Source organism: Methylobacterium sp. 2A, from assembly GCF_009806555.1.
Classification (GTDB): domain Bacteria; phylum Pseudomonadota; class Alphaproteobacteria; order Rhizobiales; family Beijerinckiaceae; genus Methylobacterium.
The window spans coordinates 554847-575445 of the sequence record NZ_VUOK01000003.1; the positions used below are offsets into that span (position 1 = coordinate 554847).

Here is a 20599-nt window from a genome sequence, read left to right on the forward strand (position 1 = left end):
GATTTCACTCCCGCCCGATCCGCCTCGCCTTCTCTGCGTCGAACCACCAGGTTCCCGGCGCGCCGAGGTCGTATTTCGGCGGGGTCGCCGGGCGGCCGTAGACGTCCCACAGGGCGAGGCGGTGGGTCGAGGCGTACCACATCGGCACCCAGTAGCGCCCGGCGCGCAGCACCCGGTCGAGGGCCCGGCACGCGGTGGTCAGATCCGCCCGGGATTTTGCGTCCGCGATGGCGGTGAGCAGCGCGTCGATGGCGGGATCCGCGATGCCCGACAGGTTGTTCGAGCCCGTCGTCCCGGCAGCCCGTGAGCCGTAGGTCTCGCGCAGCTCCGCGCCCGGCGTCAGACCGCTGCTGTAGCGGCGCGGCGTGACGTCGAAGTCGAAATCCTTGAGGCGCGTCTGATACTGCGCGGGATCGACCATGCGCAGGCTCGCCTTGATGCCGAGCAGCCCGAGATTGCGGATGAACGGCTGCGTCACCGCCTCGAACACCGGCTCGTCGTCCAGGAATTCGATCGTCAGCGGCCGCCCGCCGGGCAGGACGAGGCTGCCGCCGGAGCGCGTGCAGCCGGCCTCGCGCAGCAGCGCGTCGGCCCGCTTGAGCAGCGCCCGGTCCTGGCCGGACCCGTCCGAGACCGGCGGCGTCCAGGCCTCGCCGAACACCTCCGGCGGCAGATCCTTCAGGGGCTCCAGCAGGGTGAGTTCCTCGGCCGAGGGTTTTCCCGTCGCCTTGAGGTCCGAATTCTCGAAGAACGAGGCCGTGCGGGTATAGGCGCCGTACATCAGGTTCCGGTTCGACCATTCGAAGTCGAAGCACAGCCCGATCGCCTCGCGCACCCGGGGGTCGCGAAAGGCTTCGCGGCGCGTGTTGATCCACCAGCCCTGCGTGCCGCTCGGCCGCGCATCCGGCACGGTCTCGCGGACAACGCGGCCTTCGGTGAGAGCCGGGAAATCGTAGCCGGTGGCCCAGACCCGGGCGGTGAATTCCTCCCGGAACGTGAACGCCCCGCTCTTGAACGCTTCGAACGCCACGGTGCGATCGCGGAAATACTCGTACCGGATCGCGTCGAAATTGTTCTGGCCGATAGTCACGGGTAGGTCGGCCGCCCAGTAATCCGGCACCCGCTCCAGGGCGATGGAGCGGCCGACATCGACCGTGCCGACCCGGTAGGGGCCGGAGCCGAGGGGCGGCTCCAGGGTCGAGGCCTCGAAGTCGCGGGTGCCGTAATAGGCCGCGGAGAAGATCGGCAGCTGCGCCACGAACAGCGGCAGGTCCCGGGCGCGGCCGGGCGCGAAGGTCACGACGAGCCGCTCGTCGCCCTCGGCCCGGGCGTCCGTCATCGGGCGGATCACCTCGGCGATCTCCGGGTGGCCCTTGTCGCGCAGGAGCTTGAGGCTGAAGGCGGCGTCCCGGGCGGTGAGGCGCGCGCCGTCATGGAACCGGGCCTGCGGGCGCAGGAGGAACGTGTAGGTCAGACCGTCCGGGCTCACCGTGACGGCGCGTGCCACCAGACCGTAGACCGCGTCCGGCTCGTCGAGGGCGCGGACCATCAGGCTGTCGAAGGTCAGGGTCATGCCGGCCGCGCCTTCGCCGCGCAGCACGTAGATGTTGAGCGTGTTGAAGGTGTTGAACGCCTGGTTGCCGGTCGTGTCGGACAGCGTCGCCGAGAAACGCCCGCCGCGCGGCGCGATCGGGTTCACGTAGTCGAAATGCGCGAAGGTCGGCGGGTATTTCAGTTCGCCGAAACTGGAGAGGCCGTGGCGCTCCCCGTCCTCGGCCTTCGCCGGCCGGAAAGCCGCGAGGGCGGCGCTGCCGAGGACGATCCCGCGCCGGGTCGGCCGCCAGAGGGCGCCCGTCAACGGGGCGCCCCGGTTTTGGCCGCGAGCGCCTTGTCGTACCACCACGTCGTCGGGAAGCCGGAGCTGGCGTAGAGCGGCAGGATCGCCGGATGGCCGAAGCGGTTCCAGCGCAGGGTCCGCTGCTCGCTGGAGGACCATTGCGGCACGACGTAATCGTGGGCGAGCAGCACCCGGTCGAGCGCCCGGGTCGCTGCGATCACGGTGGGCCGGTCTTTCGCAAAGATCACCTTCTCGATCAGCGCGTCGATGCCGGGATCCTTGATGCCGATCAGGTTGCGCGAGCCGGGACTGTCGGCCGCCTTCGAGCCCCAGTACTCGCGCTGCTCGTTGCCCGGGGAGAGCGACTCGCCCCAGTTCGTCGTGGTGATGTCGAAGTCGAAGTTGCGAATCCGGTTCTGATACTGCGCCGGGTCGATCACCCGCAGGGTGGTGTCGATCCCGATCAGCTTCAGCTGCGCCTGGAACGGCAGGATCACCCGCTCGAAGACGTTCTGGGATTCCAGGAACTCCGCGGTCAGCGGCTCGCCGGTCGCCTTGTTGACCATCTTGCCGCCGCGCAGCTCGTAGCCCGCCTCGCGCAGCAGGCCGACCGCCTCGCGCAGGTTCTTGCGCACCGCCTCGGGGCTGTCGTTCACCGGGTTGGTGTAGGGCGTGGTGAAGACGGAAGCCGGGATCTTGTCCTTCACGCTCTCGAGGATCGCCTTCTCGTCCCCCTCCGGCAGGCCCGAGGAGGCCAGCTCCGAGCCGAAGAAGTAGGAGTTGATCCGTTTGTAGAGCCCGTAGAACAGGGCCTTGTTCATCTCCTCGTAATTCATCGCGAGGTTGAAGGCCCGGCGCACGCGCGGATCCTTGAACTTGTCCCTGCGGGTATTGAACGCGAAGGCCTGCATGGTGCCCATGCCGCGGTCGGGGAAGGCCTCCTTGATCAGGCGGCCCTCCTTCACGGCCGGGAAATCGTCGTAGGCGGTCGCCCAGTTCCGGGCGATGTTCTCGGCGCGGAAATCGTAGAGATCGCCCTTCAGCGCCTCGACCAGCACGGTGCCGTCGCGAAAATACTCGTAGCGCTCGGTGTCGAAGTTGTACTGCCCGGCATTCACCGGCAGGTCCTTGCCCCAGTAGTCGGGCACGCGCTCGTAGGTGGCGCTGCGGCCGGGATCGAACTTCGCCAGCCGGTAGGGGCCTGAGCCGAGCGGCGGCTCGAGGGTGGTCTCGGTCGGGTTGCGCGGCTTGCCGTTGGCGTCCTTGGCCATCCACCAGTGCTTGGGCAGGATGCGCAACTGTCCGATCACCTGCGGCAACTCGCGGTTGCCCTTCTCCGAGAAGGTGAAGGTCACCTCGTGCGGCCCGGTCGCCTCGGCCTTGGCGACGGTGTGGTAGTAGGCGGCGTAGAACGGGCTGTTGGCCTTCAGGATGTCGAACGACCAGACCACGTCCTCGGGCGTGATCGGCTGGCCGTCGTGCCAGCGGGCGTTCGTGCGCAGGCGGTAGGAGACCGAGCCGAGATCGGGGGCGACCCGCACCGCCTCGGCGATCAGGCCGTAGGAGGTGAACGGCTCATCGGACGACTGGGTCATCAGCGGATCGTAGATCTGCTGGATGCCGTTCTCGAGGTCGCCCTTCAGGCCGGACACGATGATGTTGAAATTGTCGAACCCGCCCTGGGCGCCGAGGCGCACGAGGCCGCCCTTGGGCGCGGCGGGGTCCGCGTAGTCGAAATGCTTGAAGTCGGGGCCGTATTTCGGCTGGCCCATCAGCGTGAGCGCGTGGACCCACTGGCCGGTGGCGGCGGGCATCGACGGCGGATCGGACGGCATCGCGGCCGGTTCCTGCGCGTGGGCCGGGGTGAGATGCAGGCAGGCGAGGAGGAGTGTCGCGGCGAGGAGGCGTCCGGTCACGGTCTGCGCTGTCACGGGCAGGCTGTCTCCGTTGTGGGGACCCGCGTGGGGCGCGGGCGTTCGCTGAGGCTCATAGGCCGGGCGTGCCCCGGGCGTCGAGCGCGCTTCCGCACGGGGCTGCGCAGAGATTCCCTCCCCCCTTTGCGGGGGAGGGAAGCGCGCGCATAAAACGTCTCACGCGGCCCGGCCCCGTCTTCCCTCCACCAGCCACATGGCGAGTAGGGCAGCCGCCAGGGCCGCGAGCGCCGCGAGGCCCAGCGCCAGCGGATACACCTCGACCCCGCGGATATTGGCGCTGTCGCTCGGCCGGAAGCCGATCCAGTCCGCGCCGGCGAGGCGCCCGCCGCGCACCACTGCGAGCCGGGGCACGTCGACGGCGCCCCCGGATCCGGCGACCCGGCGAACCGAGCCCCCCGAGCCCTCGGCCACCGCCTTCAGCCGCTCGGTATCGCTGAACACGTCGGCGAGCTCGCGTGGGTTGGCCGGGCCGACGCTCACGAAGGCCACGAGGTTGCCGGAGCGCAGCGTGTGCAGCCCGAGGCTCTCGGCGTCGAAGGTCGCGGTGAAGAGGCCCGGTTCCTTGGGCTTGAGCGTGAGCGTCGTCACCTTGCCGGTCGGCCCGGTGACGGTGACCGGCTCGGCCTGATCCGCCATGGTCTGGCGCTCGACCCGGATCTCCCGGCCGTGTCCGGTGGTCTGGGCGCGCAGGGCCTCCTCTTCGAGGGCCGGTTCCTTCATCAGCCAGTGGCCGAGGCGGCGCAGCAGGTCGAGATAGGGGCCGCCCTCCTGGTAGCCCCGGGCCCAGAGCCAGGCATGGTCCGACAGGAGCAGGGCGACGCGGCCCTTGTCCTCCCGGGAGAGGGCGAGCAGCGGCAGGCCGTCGGCCCCCGACAGGATCGGCTGGATTCCGGCGCGGGTCCGGGCCTCGACGATGCGCAGCCAGTCGCCCCAGGCGGGCGGGTTCGCGTCCGAGCCCGGCAGGTCGCGGGTCACCGGATGGCGCTGGCCGATCTGGGTCGGCGTCGCCTTGTAGGGTTTTTCCACCACCCGCCCGTCGGGATCGCCCGGCAGGATGCCCGCGAGCCGGGTGCGCGCGAGGCTCGCCGGGCCGGCAAATTCGGGTCCCGCGGCGATCAGCAGGGCGCCGCCCTCGCGGACATAGCGGACGATGTTGTCGAAATAGGCCTGCGGCAGCACGCTCTGGTTGGCGTAGCGGTCGAAGATGATCAGGTCGAAATCCTTGATCTTCTGGACGAACAGCTCGCGCGTCGGGAAGGCGATCAGGGAGAGTTCGGAGATCGGCGTGCCGTCCTGCTTCTCGGGCGGGCGCAGGATGGTGAAGTGGACGAGATCGACGTTGGCGTCGGACTTCAGCAGGTTGCGCCACGTCCGCTCGCCCTGGTGCGGCTCGCCCGAGACCAGCAGCACGCGCAGCTTCTCGCGGATGCCCTCGATCGGCAGCACCGCGCGGTTGTTGACGGTGGTGAGTTCGCCCGGCAGCGGCTCGACCTCGATCTCCACCACGTTCGGCCCGCCATGCTCGATCCGGGTGGTCAGCGAGAACGGCTTGTCGGTGGCGACGTCCCGCCGGCCGATCTCCTCGCCGTCGCGGCGGACGGTGACGACGGCATGTCCGGTGCCGCCGCGCTCCATCACCTCGGCGCGGATCGTCAGATCCTTGCCGACGATGCCGAAGCGGGGCGCCTCCAGCAGCTTGATCTGCCGGTCGCGTTCGTCGGGATGGCCGGTGACGAGGACGTGGAGCGGCGCCTTGATGCCGAGCTGGGCCATCGAGGCCGGGATGTCGTGGACCACGCCGTCCGTGAGCATCACGATGCCGGCCAGCCGCTCCGGCGGGACATCGGCCAGCGCCTGGCCGAGGGCCGTGAACAGCTTGGTGCCGTCGTCGCCGTCCTTGGCGTCGGGCACGTCGATGAAGCGGGTCTCGATGTTGGCGAGCGCCCCGAAGCGGCGTTGCAGCTCGGTGCGGACCGCGTCGGTCATCTGCGGCCGGTCGCCGAGCTGCTGCGAGCCGGAGCGGTCGACCACGATCGCCGCGATGTCCTTCACGGGCTCGCGATCCTCGTGGACCAGGGCCGGGTTGGTCAGCGCCGCGAGGACCAGGGCGAGGACGAGGACGCGCAACAGCGCGGTCCGGCCGCGCGCCAGCACGGCGAACACCGCCAGGACCGCGACGATCACGCCCAGCACGGCGATGGCCGGCCAGGGCAGGAGGGGGGTGAAGCTGAGGCTCAGCATGGGGCGGAGCGCTCCGGATCCGTGATGCGGCGTCTCCCTCCCCCCTCTGCGGGGGAGGGTGGCCCCTGCGTCAGCAGGGGTCGGGAGAGGGGAACCCGGCTTCCGGAAGAGGCGCGGCCGGCATGGAGGACTCTACCCTGTCCTGCATCGTCGCGCCCCTCTCCCCCCCTGCTGCGCAGGGTACCCTCCCCCGCAAAGGGGGGAGGGGGGGCGGTGCTGTGCGGATCGTCACGAAAAACAATCACTGCCCCAGCCGCTCCAGCAGCGCGGGCACATGCACCTGATCCGCCTTGTAGTTGCCGGTGAGCGTGTACATCACGATGTTCACCCCACCCCGGAACGCCATCTCGCGCTGGCGCTGGTCGCCGCCGACCACGGGATAGAGCGGCTCACCGCCGCGACCCACCGCCCAGGCGGCGGCGAGGTCGTTGCCGGTGATGATGATCGGGCTCACCCCGTCGCCGGCGCGGGCCGGGCGGCGCTCGGCGCCCTCGGCGGCCGGCGGCAGGGCCTCGACCCAGGTCTGGCCGGTGGCGTAGCGGCCCGGGAAACTGTCCACGAGGTAGAACGCCTTGGTCAGCACGTGGTCGAGCGGCACCGGCTCCAGCTCCGGCACTTCGAGCGTCGCCAGCATCGTGCGGAGATACGTGGCCTCGGGGGTCGGCGGGCCGCCCGGCCGCGCGGTCAGCGCGTCGCGGGTGTCGAACAGGACCGTCCCGCCGTTGCGCATGAACGCGTCGATCTTGCGGATCGCGGTCTCCGAGGGCTGCGGCCGGCCCGGCGCGATCGGCCAGTAGATCAGCGGATAGAAGGCCAGCTCGTCCTTGGCGGGATCGATGCCGGCGGGCTCCCCCGGCTCCAGGGCGGTGCGGGAGGCCAGCATCTGGGTCAGGCCGGTGAGGCCGGTGCGGCTCGCCTCGTCGACGGCGGCGTCCCCCGTGATCACGTAGGCGAGCCGCGTGATCAGGGCCGATTCGATGCCGTTCGGCCGGTTGATGGTCGGCTCCTCGGCACGGACGGGGAAGGCCGGCATGGTCGCCAGCAGGACGAGGCCCGCGAGCGCCAGCAAAGCCGGGCGCCCGCGCAGGCGGGCAGCGAGGCCGCCGCGGCGCAGGAAGCCGCCGAGCCACAACCCCGCCAGGGTGTCGAGGGCCAGCAGCAGCAGCGCCAGGGTGAACAGGCTCGGCCGCAGATCGACGGTCTCGGCGCCGGCGAGCGATCCGAACCGGGCGCCGTCGAGGGCGGCGGTGTCGAGGGGCTTCAGCCGGTCGTCGGGCTTGAGGGCGTTCACGCTGATGCCTCCGTCCGGCGGCCCATAGAAGCCCGGCGGGTGCTCGCCGTTCGCCCGGTCGGCATAATCGGCCGACACCGCGGTGGCCGAGGCCGGCGGCGAGCCGAGCGCGCCGAACCCGTCGAGCGTCACCCGCGGGGCGAGCACCGGGGCTGCCGCCCGCGGGGTGTCGCCCTGGACCGGGGCCGAGGCGCCGGCCAAGCCCACGACGCGCCGGAGCATGTCGATGAACAGACCGGAGAGCGGCAGGTTCGACCACGTCGTGTCGGCGGTGACGTGGAACAGCACGATCGTGCCCTGCCCGCGCTTCTGCGCCGTGACGATCGGCGTGCCGTCCTGGAGGGAGGCCCAGGTCCGGTTCGGCAGATCGCCGTCCGGCTCGGCCAGGATCTGGCGGCGGACGCCGATATCGGCCGGCGGCTTCAGCCCCGCGAAGGGGCTCTCGGGCGGGAAGGGCGCGAGCGTCTTCGGGCTGTCCCAGGACAGGGTGCCGCCGAGCGTCCGGCCGCCCCGGCGCAGCCGCACCGGCACCAGCGGATCGTTGCCGGCCGCGAGCCGCGGGCCGGCGAAGCGCAGCAGCATGCCGCCCTCCTTCACGAAGCTCTCGATCCGGGCGGTGGTCTTCTCGTCGAGCGCGCCGACATCGGCCAGCACGAGGACCGAGACCTGATTGTCGAGGAGCTGGTTGATCGAGTCCGCCGTGCCCTTGGCGCCGCGGGGCTCCTGCACGTCCGCGAAGGGCTGGAGCGCCCGGGACAGGTAGTAGGTCGGCGCCAGCAGGGGCTGGGCCTGATCCATGGTCCCGCCGAAGACGAGGCCGACCCGGCGCCGCTTGCCGCGCTCGTCCTGCAGCACCACGGCGCCGGCCGAGCGCTCGCCCGCGATCTCCAGCCGGCTGATGCTGTTGCGCAACTCCACCGGCAGCTCGAAGCTCGCCTCGGCCTCGGTGGCGTCGGCCGCGAAGGTGAAGTCGCGCTCGGCCAGCGGCAGGCCCTTCTGGTCGAGCGCCCGGATCACCCCGGAATCGCGCCCGTTCGGAACCGCCCGCAGGGCATGGGTGACGAGCTTGCCGGCATTCTCGGTGGCCGTGAGCGCCAGGGCCGGCGGCCGGTCGGCCCGCAGCACGGTCAGGGCGGCGCCCCTGTCGCCGGCGAGGTCGGCCAGCCCCCTGGCGAAGCGCGTGTCGTTGGCGCCCGCGACGCCGTCGCTGATCCAGACGAGGCCGGCGCCCCGGTTCTTGTCCAGAAAGGTCTCGATCGCGGCGAGATGCGCGTCGCGGGTTGGCAGGATCGGGCGGGGCGCGATGGCGCGCAGCCGTTCCAGGGCGGCGGCGGGGGTCTTCGCCTCGAAGGCTGCGGGCGCATCCGCCAAACCGATCACCGCGACGGGCCGCCCATCGCGCGCGGCGCCTTCCACGGCGTCGGTGGCGACCCGAAGCCGGTCGCGCCAGTCATGGGCGGCGGGGAAGCCGTTGTCGAGGAGCACGAGGAGGGCGCTGCGCCCGCCACCGGCCCCGATGCCGCCGGCGTTCCAGACGGGACCCGCCACCGCCAGGATCAGCGCGGCGGCGATGAGCAGCCGCAGGATCAGCAGCCAGGGCGGCGTGCGCGCCGGGGTCTGCCGCTGCGGGATCAGGTCGGCGACGAGCTTGAGCGGCGGGAAGTTGATCCGCCGCGGACGCGGCGGTGTCACCCGCAGCAGGAACCACAGCGCCGGCAGGCCGATCAGGGCGGCGAGCGCCAGGGGCGCCGCGAAGGTCAGACCCAGCATGGCGGGCTCACTCCGTGCCGCGGGCGGCGATCAGCGTGGCGAGGCGCAAAGCCGCCTCGCTCGCCGGCCGGTCGGTGCGGTGGATCGTCAGCGTCCAGCCCTGTCCGCGGGTGATGTCAGCCACGGCGGCCCGGTGCTCGGCGATCCGGGCGCGGTAGCGCGTGCCCCAGGCGTCGGCGTCGCCGATATCGAGGCTGAGACTGCCTTCGAGGTCGTGCAGCACGGCCTGACCGGTGAACGGGAACGTCTCCTCGATCGGATCCACCACCATCAGCAGATGGCCGCGGCTGCCGCGGCCCGCGAGGCTCTGCACGGCGGCCGCGATCCGCCCGGGTGCAGTGAGGAAGTCGCCGATCAGAACAACCTCGTCGAAGCGGGCGGGGTGCGCCGGCGGCGGCAGGTCCTGGGTCAGGCCGGCCGTATCGGCGACCAGCGCCTGCGCCAGCCGCTCGACGATCCCCCGCGACGCGCTGGCCCGGGTCAGCCCGAGGAGCCCGACCCGCTCGCCGCCCTCCACGAAGGCGTCGGCCAGCGCGAGCCCCAGGATCAGCGCGCGCTCGACCTTCGGCGCAGATGCCAAGTCCGAAGAAAAGCCCATGGAGGCCGAGCGGTCGATCCAGAGCCAGATGTTGTGGGCCGCCTCCCATTCGCGCTCGCGCACGTAGAGCCGGTCGTCCCGGGCCGAGCGGCGCCAATCGACCCGCGCGGCGGCCTCGCCGGTCACGAAGGGGCGGAACTGCCAAAAACTCTCGCCCGGCCCGGCCCGGCGGCGCCCGTGCAGGCCGTGGGCCAGCAGGCTCGACACGCGCCGTGCCTCCAGCACGAGGCGGGGCATCTTGTCGGAGAGGGCGGTCGCGCCCTCGCTCTCGCGCCGGCCGGGGGTGCGCCTGCCCGCGTCGAGGGCGTGGGTTCCAACCATCGTCAGCGCAGCCCTCCGAGGCGGCTCAGCGCTGACGATGGCTTGAAAGCACGCATTTTCTTCATGTTAGCCGGCATCCACCCAACTCGAAAATGCTTCCGGATCAGATCTTCTCCGCGAGCTTGGCGATCAGGCCCTCGATGGTCTCGCCGTCGGCACGGGCGGCGTAGCTCAGCGCCATGCGGTGCTTGAGCACCGGCTCGGCGAGCGCCTTCACGTCGGCCACCGAGGGGGCGACCCGGCCCTCGATCAGCGCTCTGGCGCGGGCGGCGAGCGTCAGCGCCTGGCTGGCCCGGGGGCCGGGACCCCAGAGGAGCTTGTCCTTCACGATCGTGTCGCCGCTGTCGGGCCGGGCTGCGCGCACGAGGTCGAGGATCGCTTCGACCACGGCCTCGCCCACCGGCAGCCGGCGCACGAGGCGCTGGGCGGTGAGCAACTGCTCGGTGGACATCACGGCGCGCGGTCGCACCTCGTCGACGCCGGTGGTCTCGATCAGGATGCGCCGCTCGGCGGCGCGGTCGGGATAGCCGACGTCGATCTCCAGCAGGAACCGGTCGAGCTGCGCCTCGGGCAACGGATAGGTGCCCTCCTGCTCGATCGGGTTCTGGGTCGCGAGCACGTGGAACGGGCGCGGCAGGTCGTGGCGGGCGCCCGCCACCGAGACGTGGCCCTCCTGCATGGCCTGGAGCAGGGCCGATTGCGTGCGCGGGCTCGCGCGGTTGATCTCGTCGGCCATCAGGAGCTGGGTGAAGACCGGCCCCTGCACGAACCGGAAGGCGCGGCGGCGCTCGGCATCCTCCTCCAGGATCTCGGTGCCGAGGATGTCGGAGGGCATCAGGTCCGGGGTGAACTGCACGCGCCGCGCGTCGAGGCCGAGCACGGTGCCCAGCGTCTCGACCAGCTTGGTCTTGGCGAGGCCCGGCAGGCCGACCAGCAGGCCGTGGCCGCCCGCCAGGATGGTCACGAGGGCGAGATCGACCACCTTTTCCTGGCCGAAGATCACGCCGTGGATCGCCTCCCGGGCCGCGCCGACATCGGCGAGGCAGCTCTCCGCGGTCGCCACGATGCCGTCGTCGAGGGTGGTGGCCGGGCTGATCCCCTGCGTCATGCTGCTATCCATCTCCTGCCCGGGCTCCGTGGAACCCCGCCGGTCAACCCTGCGAGTGTGGGCCCGATGATACCGGGCTGGCAAGGTCGGCATCGCCGCACGCCGGCGGCCCCCGGGGAACGGTCGTCCCGCTCGCCGCTTCTCCCGCAGGAGGTGCGCGCCGGATGCAGGAACTCGTCACGAAGCTCGGGCAGGCGTTGCTGATGGCGGCCGGCATGGCGTGGCAAACCGGCTGGACGCTGGTGCTCGGCTTCGCGATCTCGGCGCTCCTGCAATCGGTGGTCTCCACCGATGCGATGAAGCGCGCCCTCGGGCGTGACGGACCGAAGGAGGTCGCGCTGGCCTCGCTCGCCGGCATGGCCTCCTCGTCCTGCTCCTACGCGTCCGCGGCGATCATGCGCACGCTGTTCAAGAAGGGGGCGGCGCTGATCCCGTCGCTGGCCTTCCTGTTCGCCTCGACCAACCTCGTGCTCGAACTCGGCATCGTCCTGTACCTGCTGATGGGCTGGCCGTTCATGGCGGGCGAGTGGATCGGCGGCGTCGTGCTCATCATCGTCATGGCCGTCCTCGTGCGGCTGACCTATCCGGCGCGGATCGCCGAGGCGGCGCGCCGGCACGAGGAGGAAGCGGGCGGTCACCAGCACATGAGCATGACCGTGGCGGGCGAAACCCTCGGCGAGCGCCTGCGGAACCCGCAGACCCGCATCCGCGTGGCGCAGAACTTCACCATGGAATGGTCGATGCTCTGGAAGGATCTGGCGATCGGCTTCCTGGTCGGCGGGTTCCTGTCGGCCTTCGTGCCCGACGCGGTGTGGAAATCCCTGTTCCTGACGGACGCCTCGCCCTGGCTCAAGGTGCCCGCCAACGCGCTGCTCGGTCCGCTGATCGCCGTGGCGACCTTCGTCTGCTCCATCGGCAACGTACCGCTGGCTGCCGTGCTCTGGGCCGGCGGCGCGAGCTTCGGGGGCGTGCTCGCTTTCCTCTATGCCGACCTCATCGTGCTGCCGCTCCTCGACACCTACCGGCGCTACTTCGGCTGGCGCATGGCCGCCTACATCGCGGCCGTGTTCTACGCGACGATGGTGATCGCCGCCCTCGTCATGGACCTCGCCTTCACCGGGCTCGGCCTCGTGCCGGATCACGGGGTCGACGCACGCGCGCAACTCACGCGGTTCGGCCTGAACTACACGTTCTGGCTCAACCTCGTGTTCGGTGTGCTCGGCGCGTATCTCTGGTGGGTCAGCCGCCGGCACCCGATGGGGCATCACGGCCAGGGCGGCCATGCCCAACATGGGGAGGGCGCGCACCGGCACGCCCATCAGGACGGCTGAGGCCAGGCCCGGCGCGGTCGATCGATCGATCAGATCTTACCCTCAAGACCCATCGTGTAGTACTTGTGCACGATCTTGTCCTGGTTCTCGAGGAGCCAGTCGATCGAGGGCTCGTTGCTCATCGCCTTGCGGATCGCCTCGGTCATGCCCCTGCGCTGGATCTCGAACAGCGCCTTGTGATCGACCGTCTCGGCCTGGATCACCCCCGGGCTCAACCAGACCGAGCAGATGATGCCGAGGTCGTTGGCCTTCTCCTTCGGGATGTAGCCGGCGCGCACCGCGTCGAGCACGCCGTTGGCGATGGCGAACTGCACCGTGCCCATCAGGATCGAGGTGTACTTGCTCTCGGTCACGCTGACCTTGGAGACGCAGAGCGTCACCGGGCGGACCATGATGTCGGTGTTGAGCAGCGCGAAGACGCGGCTGTGGCCGACGACCTGGTCGCCCGTCAGGGTCGCCAGCGCGGTGCCGACCGGCCCGTCGAGCTCGCCGATGATCACCTCCGGCTCCGAGGCGGTGTTGGGCGGGCCGCCCGCCACCAGGGCTTCGCCGGCGCGGAGGATGATGCGTTCACGCATTGCGGTAGGCTCCATGGTTCGCGGACCGCGCAGGCGGCCGGCCTCGGGCGCGTCGGGGTCGCGCATTTGAGCGCGCCCCGCAGGGACTCCGCGCTCCGTCCGGATGCGGATCGATCGCCGGGCCGCCTGCCGTCGACCCCTGCCGTGCGCGCCTCGTACACGAACGGGGCGACTGCGGGATAGGTGAGGAGCGGAAATTCCGGACGCTGTCCCGCGGACCCCGGGCGTGGTGGCGGCGGTCCGGCGGCCGGGTCTTGGCGTTGGCGACCCGGACCTTTAGGAAGGCGCCTCAGCCGGGGCGATCCCGCCCGCGATCGCCGGACCGGCCGAATCCCCTGATGTCTTTCGCGGATCGCGGCCTGGGCAGCTGCACGGGCTTCCCGCGTATCCGGACCTGACCATGCGCCTTCGAGATGTATTCGCTGCCGGATCGTCGGAGAAGGCCGGCCTCGCCGGGGCGGCGCAGTCCCTCGCGCGCCCCCTGGCCAGCCGTCTCAAGCGCCGCCGCGGCGAGCCCCGGCAGGCGGATGTCATCCAGGCAGTCAAGGCGTCGGGCCTGTTCGATCCGGCATGGTACGCCCGGCGCTACCCCGACGTGGTCGGCGAGGGGATCGATCCGGCGGTGCATTACGCGGTCCATGGCGGCCGTGAGGGGCGCTGGCCGCACCCGCTGTTCCACGGCGACCTCTACCTCGATTCCGTTCCCGGGCTCCGGGCCGAGGGCATCAATCCGGTGCTCCACTTCCGCGACCGGGGCGCCGAGGCCGGGATCCGCCCCAACCCGCTATTCGATCCGGACTGGTACGCCGAACGCTATCTCGGTGGCGCGGAGCAGCGCGGCCGCGCGTTCCTGCACTTCCTGGCCAACCCCGACACCGACCCGTCGCCGCTGTTCGACACGGCCTGGTATCTGTCCCGCTACCCGGATGCCCGGGCGGCCGGCGGCAACGCGCTGGCCCATTATTACGAGACCGGCCGGAAGCAGGGCTACCTGCGCAATCCGGAAGAATTCGCCGGCCTGTCGCGGCACGTGGACCTGATCCGCAGCTCCGGGATCTTCGACGCGGATTTCTACCGCACGCGCTGTCCCGAGGCCGAGACCAGCGGGCTCGAGGCCCTGGAGCATTACGTGATGGCGGGCGGCTATCGCCGCTACGCGCCCCATCCGCTGTTCGATCCCGATTGGTACGCCGCCCAATCCGCCGCCGTGCGGGCCGACGCCCTCAATCCCCTGGTCCATTATCTGGAGCACGGCGCTGCGGAAGGTCTCGATCCCGGCCCCTGGTTCGACACGCGCTGGTACGCCGAAACCTACCTCGCCGACGACGAATCCGGGCAGAACCCGCTGGTGCATTTCCTCGCCGATGGCGGGCGCAGCACCAGCCCGTCGCCGCGCTTCGACGCGCCCTGGTATCGCGCCCGCTATCCGAAGGTCGCGGCCCTCGGGCTCAACCCGCTCGTCGATTACGTGCTGACCGGCCTGGAGGCGGGGCGGCTCACCCGCCGCGTGCCGGGCGCGGCGGTGCCGGAGGCGTCCGACGCGCGCCTCTCCTGCCTGAAGCGGGAGCCGCGCCGGCACGGCCGCACGGCCCTGTTCATCACCCACTGCCCCGAGGGGCGGATCCGGGGCCATGTCGAGCCCTACCTGAAGGCCTTCGCGGAGAACGGGGCCGACATCGTCCTGATCATCGCCGCCGACCAGCTCAAGAACGCGGTGCCGCAGGCGATCCTGGATCTGTGCGCCTCGGTCTACCTGCGCGAGAACACGGGGTTCGACTTCGCCGCCTGGGCGCATGTCCTGCTGGAGGATGTCGATCTCCTCGATTCGGAAACCCTGTATCTCGCCAATGACAGCCTCGTCGGTCCCCTCGACCGGAACGATTTTTCCGCGCTGCTGGCGAAGATCGACGCGTTCCCGGAGGCGGTGATCGGGCTCGCCGACAATTTCTACTACAGTCACCACCTGCAGAGCTTCTTCCTGGCCCTGAAGCGGCGCTGCCTGTCCTCCTACGCCTTCAACCACTTCATCCTGTCGGTGGCGAACTGGCCGGACAAGAACGCGGTGATCACCGAGTACGAGCTGACCTTCTCGCAGCGGATGCGGGCGGCGGGGCTCGGGATGCGCAGCCTGTTCTCGGCGCAGAACAAGCACATGTCGCTGGTCAACGACCCGCGCAACAACCGCACCCTGTTCGACTGGGAGAACATGCTGGCCCAAGGCTTCCCGTTCGTGAAGCGCTCGCTGCTCGGCGAGCATGCGGCGATCGGCGGGGCGGCGGTGCGGGACGCGATCGCGAAGAGCGGCTTCGACCTCGACCGGCTCGACGTGACCTACACGTATCCGGGCGCGAAGATCTGGACGGACCTGCGCAAGCCCCGGGCGCCCGAGCGGCCGCTGCGCGTGTCGTTCATCGCGCCGATGAATTACGCCAACGGCCTCGGCGTCGCCGCCCGCAGCTACGCCCGCGCGCTGCACCGGGCGCCGTTCGCGCTGAACATCCACCCGATGGAGCGGCCCTTCCACGTCCACGCCCGGGTGGCGCCGGCCTGGCAGGCCCGGAGCTTCTCGGGCGCGGCGGATGTCGCCCTGGTGCATTTCAACGGCGACAGCTGGCATTCGCTCATGAGCGACGCGCAGCAGGCGGTTGCCGCGCAGGCGCGACTGAAGATCGGCCTGTTCGTCTGGGAGACCTCCCACGTGCCGGGTGGCTGGTTGCCGACCGTCGATCGCCTCGACGCGATCTGGGCGCCCACGGAATTCTGCGCGGCGATCTTCCGGCAGATCACCGACATCCCGGTCGATGTCGTGCCCTACGTGGTCGAGAACGAGGCCGGCGAGCCCGCGAGCGCCGCCGCCAAGGCCAACCTGCGCAAGGCCTTCGCGATCGACCCCGCCAAGCGGGTGATCCTCTACGCCTTCGACGGGTCGAGCTATCTCGCCCGCAAGAACCCGCACGCGCTGATCCGGGCGTTCCGGGCAGCCGGGCTCGGGCAGGCGGGCTGGCAGCTCGTGCTCAAGACCAAGCACGTCTTCGACCTGCCCGAGGAGGGCAGGAAGCTCCTCGACCTCGTCGGCAAGACCGGCGACGTGGTGGTGATCGACCAGCCGCTCTCCCAGAACGAGCTCGGCGCCCTGTTCGAGCTCTGCGCGGTCTACGCCTCGTCGCATTCCTCGGAAGGCTTCGGGCTCACGATCGCGGAGGCGATGGAGATGGGCAAGGTCGTGGTCGCCACCGATTACGGCGGCTGCCGCGACTTCCTCGACGCCACCTGCGGCTTCCCCGTGAAGGCCGAGGTCACCGCCCTCGACCAGACCTACGGCCCGTACCTGCGCGGTGCCGAATGGGGCCAGGTGGACGAGGTGGACCTCGCCCGGGCGCTCGCCGACGCGGCCCGTGCCGTGACGGGCGGGGATGCGGCCCGGATCGGAGCGGCGGCCCGGGCGCGGATCCGCGAGCGGCTGTCCACCGGCGCGGTGGCGGCCGCCATGGAGGCGAGCCTCGTTCGTCTCCTGGCCGCCGAACGAATCTGACGCCCCGGAGACGCGACCCGTGTTGAAGAAGAAGCCGGTCCCGGCCCCGTCGGCCTCCTGGGGGGCGCTCGCGTGGCCGGACGCGATCCTGCCGCTGCCCCTCGACCCCCAGTATCGCCCGATCGACGAGCGCCGGCTCGACCAGGTCGCCGCCGGGCAGCTGCCGTCCTGCCGGGCCGTGTTCGTGGCCCCGGCGGCCTCGGAGCTGCGCCCCGACCTCGTGGCGCAGCTCACGCGCGCCATGGCCGAGCGGCCCGATATCGGCATCTTCTACGGCGACGACGCCGTGGTGGACGGCGTGGGTCAGGTCCGGAGCGTCCACTGCAAGCCGGCCTTCAACCCGGCCCTTCTCATGGCCGACGACTATATCGGCTTTCCGCTCCTGATCCGCGCCGCGACCTTCGCGGGCCTCAGGCCGGATGTCCGTCAGCGCTACGCCAGCGCCGCGTGGTTCCGGTTCCTGCTCGGGGCGATCTCCGCCGGCATCGGCATCGACCGGATCCCCGAGACCCTGATCGCCTCGCCGCTGGAGCGGCCGAAGGCGACGCGCACGGCCCGGGCCCACGCCCTGGACCACTGGTTCGAGGCCACGGGAATCCCCCTGCGCACCGGGCCGGGGCTGACCGCGGACACCCTGGAGATCCGCCGGACGCTGGACCCGCGCCCGCCCGTCACCCTCGTGGTGCCGACCAACCAGAGCCGCCCCAAGGACGATCAGGGCCGCCCCGTGGAGGGCGCCAAGCCGCACGTGATCAACCTGCTCGACAGTCTCGCCCGGAGCACCTACCCGGCCGACCGGATCCGGGTGTTGATCGGCGACGATGTGGCCGACGACGCGATCTATCGCGGCCGCGCGGATCGCTTCGCCGTGACCCGCCTGCCGACGACGCGGGCGTCGGGCGAGACATTCAACTACGCGGCCAAGATGAACACGCTCTGGCGCGCCGCCGAGACGGACCTCGTCATCCTGATGAACGACGACCTCGTGGTGCGCCGGCCCGGCTGGATCGAGGCGCTCCTGACCTTCGCGCTCGACCGGGGCGTCGGCGGCGTCGGCGGCCGGCTGCTGTTCCCGAGCGGCAAGATCCAGCATGCCGGCATGACCGGGGGCATCTTCGACGTGTTCGCCCATCCCTGGTACAACCGGGACGCGGCCGAGCCGACCTACGGCGACTGGGCGTTGACCCAGCGCGACTGCTCGGCCGTGACCGGTGCCCTCTTCGCGACGCGCAAGGCCGTGCTCGAGGCGGTCAACGGCCTCGACGAGGATTTCGCCCTCGATTTCAACGACGTCGACCTGTGCCTGAAGATGCGCCAGCTCGGCTACCGCATCGTCTACACGCCGTTCGCCGAGATGGCGCACCACGAGAGCGCGTCGCGTCAGACCAGCTTCGCCCCGGGCTCGCAGACCGCGCGCTTCCTACGCCGCTGGCACGACGTGCTGGCGGAGGATCCGGCCTACTCGCCGCAGCTGCGCACCGACACCGACGTGGTCGCCCCCCGGGCCGAGGCGACGCGCTGGATCATGGAGCGGCGCGGGGAGGGCGCGCGCTGATCGCCGGTCCCACCCGCTACAACGCCTCCCCGCGCATCAGCCGGGGCCGCGAACCCCGCGCGGCGGCGGCCTCGCCGATGAAGAAGCGCTTGAGCCCCGGCAGCCGGTCCACGATCCCGAGGCCGAGATCCCGGGCGAGGCGCAGCGGCAGGGCGTCGTTCGAGAACAGGCGGTTCAGCCCGTCGGTCACCGCCGCCATGGCGAAGCTGTCGAAGCGCCGGGCGCGCTCGTAGTCGCGCAGGATGTCGGGGCCGCCGGGATCCAGGCCGAGGCGCAGCGCGCCGGTGACCGCCTCGGCGAGGGCGGCGGCATCCGCGAGGCCGAGGTTCAGCCCCTGGCCGGCGATCGGGTGGACCACGTGGGCCGCGTCGCCCAACAGGGCGAGGCGTTCCGCATAGAAGCGCCGGGCGAGGCCGACCGCCAGGGGATGCCGGCTCGGCCCGTGCTCCAGGCTCAGAGGGCCGAGGTCGAGGGTGAAGCGGCGCTCGATCTCGGCCAGTACCTCGTCGGGCTCCCCCGCGAGCAGGGCGTCGACCGCGTCGGCGCGCTCGGTCCAGACGATCGAGGACCGGTGTCCGAGTACGCCGCCGTCCCGCAGCGGCAGGATCGCGAAGGGACCCGCGGGCAGGAAATGCTCGAAGGCGCGTCCCCCGTGCGGCCGGGCGTGGCCGATCGTCGCCACGATGCCGACCTGCGGGTAGGACCCGCCGACCCAGCCGATCCGCGCCGCCTCCCGCAGGCGCGAGCGCGCGCCGTCGGCGGCCACCAGCAGGTCGCCGCGCAGGCGTTCGCCCGTGGTCAGCTCCGCGTGGATCGCGGCGCCTTCCGGTGTCGCGCGCACCACGCCGGACGTCACGAGGGCGACGCCCGCCTCGCGGCAGGCCCGCAGCAGGGTCTCGGCGAGGGGCTCGGCCTCGATCATGTGGGCGAAGGGCTCGCCCTCGTCCCTGTCGTCCTCCCCGTCCTGGCCGAAGGTCAGGAAGGTCGGGCGCACCGGATCGGCGAGGCGGCTGTCGCTGATCACCATCGCGGTGATGGGCTCGGCCGTCCCCGAGACCCGGTCCCAGACGCCGAGGCGGTCGAGCATCCGCCGGCCCCCCGCCGCCAGCGCGTAGGCCCGGCCGCGATGACGGGCCGAATCGGCGCCGGATGGATCGATCACCGTGACGGCGAGCGCCGGCCCATGGGCCTGCTTCACGGCGAGCGCCAAGGCGAGGCTGGGCAGGCCGCCCCCGGCGATCAGGAGGCGGCGGCTGCCGGGGCGGGGCGTCTCGGCCGTCATCGTGGCGGATCTCCGGTTGTGACTCCCGCGCGGGAGGCGTTGGCTTGGTTCGTCCGATAGGCCTATGTCGCATGTGGGCAACGAACGGAAACCCCGCGCGCCATGACGGATGCCAACACCGACGCGATGACGGACGCCGTCGCCGAACTGATCGCCATCCTCGACCTCGAACGGCTGGAGGTCGATCTGTTCCGCGGTCAGAACCCGAAGACCGGCTGGCGGCGGGTCTTCGGCGGGCAGGTCGTGGCCCAGGCGCTGGTCGCCGCCACCCGGACCGTGCCGGATGACCGCCCCGCCCATTCCCTGCACGCCTACTTCATGCTGCCGGGCGATCCCCGCACGCCGATCGTGTACGAGGTCGAACGTATCCGGGACGGGCGCAGCTTCACGACCCGCCGGGTCAAGGCGATCCAGCACGGGCGCGCGATCTTCGCCACGACGGTCTCGTATCAGGTGGTGGAGGAGGGGCTGGTCCACCAGCCGGCGATGCCGAGGGTGGCTGGCCCGGAGGGGCTCCTCGACGGCAAGGCCCTGGTGGCGGCCGGCGGCAGCGCCGTGCCGGAGGCGATCGCCGCCTATTTCGGCCGCGAGCGGCCGATCGCCCTGCGGCCGGTCGATCTGAACCGTTACATCGCCGCCGGGAAGGGCGGCCCGCCCCCCGAGCCGGTCTTCAACGTCTGGCTGCGTGCGGCCGCCGCCCTGCCGGACGATCCGGCCCTCCACCGGGCCGTGCTGGCCTACGCCTCCGACATGACCCTGCTCGACGTGTCGCTGATCCCGCACCGGCGCTCGGTGTTCGATCCGACCATCCAGGCGGCGAGCCTCGACCACGCTCTCTGGTTCCACCGGCCGGTGAAGATCGACGACTGGCTGCTCTATGCACAGGACAGCCCGGTCGCCGGGGGCGCGCGCGGCTTCGCCCGCGGGCAGATCTTCAATCAGGCCGGCGACCTCGTGGCCTCGGTGGCCCAGGAAGGTTTGATCCGTCCGGTTCGGGATTAGAATCCGTTCCTGAGCGTGCGTTGCCGATCGGCAACACGGCGATTTCCCCTTTCTTGAGCAGATTGCGCATCGGATGGGCGAGGCATCGACGGGATGTGCGCATCGCGTGATCACAATCGGTCAATTCGTGTGCAGATTGGCGGGTCCGGAAAAGGTTCCCGGTCAAGCTTATCTGGCACGCTCCTTGAATAGCGGCGTTCGACCGCGGGCCATCCCGAG

Annotated in this window: 12 protein-coding genes; 4 read left to right on the plus strand and 8 right to left on the minus strand. The window is 71.2% G+C overall.

Annotated elements, in window-relative coordinates; genetic code table 11:
- Positions 1-4: 4 nt before the first annotated feature.
- From FVE89_RS02775 to FVE89_RS02800, 6 genes are all read right to left on the minus strand, one after another.
- Positions 5-1858, minus strand: coding sequence for an extracellular solute-binding protein (locus FVE89_RS02775; RefSeq protein ID WP_160532580.1), 1854 nt, complete (start codon positions 1856-1858; stop codon positions 5-7).
- Positions 1855-3672 (minus strand): extracellular solute-binding protein, encoded by a 1818-nt coding sequence (locus FVE89_RS02780; RefSeq protein WP_246730473.1) that lies wholly within the window; start codon positions 3670-3672, stop codon positions 1855-1857. Before FVE89_RS02780 ends, FVE89_RS02775 begins: the two co-directional genes overlap by 4 nt.
- Positions 3673-3927: 255 nt before the next feature.
- Positions 3928-6012: a hypothetical protein gene (locus FVE89_RS02785; RefSeq protein WP_160532582.1), complete on the minus strand. Its 2085-nt coding sequence runs from the start codon at positions 6010-6012 to the stop codon at positions 3928-3930.
- 241 nt (positions 6013-6253) lie between these two features.
- Positions 6254-9073, minus strand: a complete 2820-nt coding sequence (locus FVE89_RS02790) for a DUF4159 domain-containing protein (protein ID WP_160532583.1) — start codon at positions 9071-9073, stop codon at positions 6254-6256.
- Between the two features lie 7 nt (positions 9074-9080).
- Positions 9081-9992, minus strand: a complete 912-nt coding sequence (locus FVE89_RS02795; RefSeq protein ID WP_160532584.1) for a DUF58 domain-containing protein — start codon at positions 9990-9992, stop codon at positions 9081-9083.
- A gap of 103 nt (positions 9993-10095) precedes the next feature.
- A complete protein-coding gene (locus tag FVE89_RS02800; RefSeq protein WP_160532585.1) occupies positions 10096-11100 on the minus strand; it encodes a MoxR family ATPase in 1005 nt (334 codons plus the stop codon).
- Between the two features lie 164 nt (positions 11101-11264).
- Between FVE89_RS02800 and FVE89_RS02805 the strand changes: the two genes are divergently transcribed.
- Complete coding sequence (locus FVE89_RS02805) at positions 11265-12431, plus strand: permease (RefSeq protein ID WP_160532586.1); 1167 nt, start codon at positions 11265-11267, stop codon at positions 12429-12431.
- Between the two features lie 29 nt (positions 12432-12460).
- Here FVE89_RS02805 and FVE89_RS02810 read toward each other — a convergent pair whose 3' ends face one another.
- Positions 12461-13009, minus strand: a complete 549-nt coding sequence (locus tag FVE89_RS02810; protein ID WP_160532587.1) for a formaldehyde-activating enzyme — start codon at positions 13007-13009, stop codon at positions 12461-12463.
- A gap of 400 nt (positions 13010-13409) precedes the next feature.
- Between FVE89_RS02810 and FVE89_RS02815 the strand changes: the two genes are divergently transcribed.
- Positions 13410-16541, plus strand: a complete 3132-nt coding sequence (locus FVE89_RS02815; RefSeq protein ID WP_160532588.1) for a rhamnan synthesis F family protein — start codon at positions 13410-13412, stop codon at positions 16539-16541.
- Between the two features lie 19 nt (positions 16542-16560).
- Positions 16561-18096, plus strand: coding sequence for a glycosyltransferase (locus tag FVE89_RS02820; RefSeq protein WP_160532589.1), 1536 nt, complete (start codon positions 16561-16563; stop codon positions 18094-18096).
- A 16-nt stretch (positions 18097-18112) separates the two neighbouring features.
- On the opposite strand, the gene FVE89_RS02825 is transcribed toward FVE89_RS02820, so the two are convergent.
- A complete protein-coding gene (locus FVE89_RS02825) occupies positions 18113-19378 on the minus strand; it encodes an FAD-dependent monooxygenase (RefSeq protein ID WP_160532590.1) in 1266 nt (421 codons plus the stop codon).
- A 102-nt stretch (positions 19379-19480) separates the two neighbouring features.
- Between FVE89_RS02825 and tesB the strand changes: the two genes are divergently transcribed.
- Positions 19481-20380 carry an acyl-CoA thioesterase II gene (tesB, locus tag FVE89_RS02830; protein ID WP_160532591.1) on the plus strand — a complete coding sequence of 300 codons (900 nt, stop codon included), beginning with the start codon at positions 19481-19483 and terminating at the stop codon, positions 20378-20380.
- Positions 20381-20599 lie beyond the last annotated feature (219 nt).

Bases quoted from the DNA above. Each gene is read 5' to 3' on its own strand.
- FVE89_RS02780 (WP_246730473.1), bottom strand. From the start codon at position 3,672: ATGCCGTCCGATCCGCCGTCGATGCCCGCCGCCACCGGCCAGTGGGTC.
- FVE89_RS02795 (WP_160532584.1), bottom strand. From the start codon at position 9,992: ATGGTTGGAACCCACGCCCTCGACGCGGGCAGGCGCACCCCCGGCCGG.
- FVE89_RS02825 (WP_160532590.1), bottom strand. From the start codon at position 19,378: ATGACGGCCGAGACGCCCCGCCCCGGCAGCCGCCGCCTCCTGATCGCC.
- FVE89_RS02785 (WP_160532582.1), bottom strand. From the start codon at position 6,012: ATGCTGAGCCTCAGCTTCACCCCCCTCCTGCCCTGGCCGGCCATCGCC.
- FVE89_RS02800 (WP_160532585.1), bottom strand. From the start codon at position 11,100: ATGACGCAGGGGATCAGCCCGGCCACCACCCTCGACGACGGCATCGTG.
- FVE89_RS02815 (WP_160532588.1), top strand. From the start codon at position 13,410: ATGCGCCTTCGAGATGTATTCGCTGCCGGATCGTCGGAGAAGGCCGGC.
- tesB (WP_160532591.1), top strand. From the start codon at position 19,481: ATGACGGATGCCAACACCGACGCGATGACGGACGCCGTCGCCGAACTG.
- FVE89_RS02805 (WP_160532586.1), top strand. From the start codon at position 11,265: ATGCAGGAACTCGTCACGAAGCTCGGGCAGGCGTTGCTGATGGCGGCC.
- FVE89_RS02790 (WP_160532583.1), bottom strand. From the start codon at position 9,073: ATGCTGGGTCTGACCTTCGCGGCGCCCCTGGCGCTCGCCGCCCTGATC.
- FVE89_RS02810 (WP_160532587.1), bottom strand. From the start codon at position 13,009: ATGCGTGAACGCATCATCCTCCGCGCCGGCGAAGCCCTGGTGGCGGGC.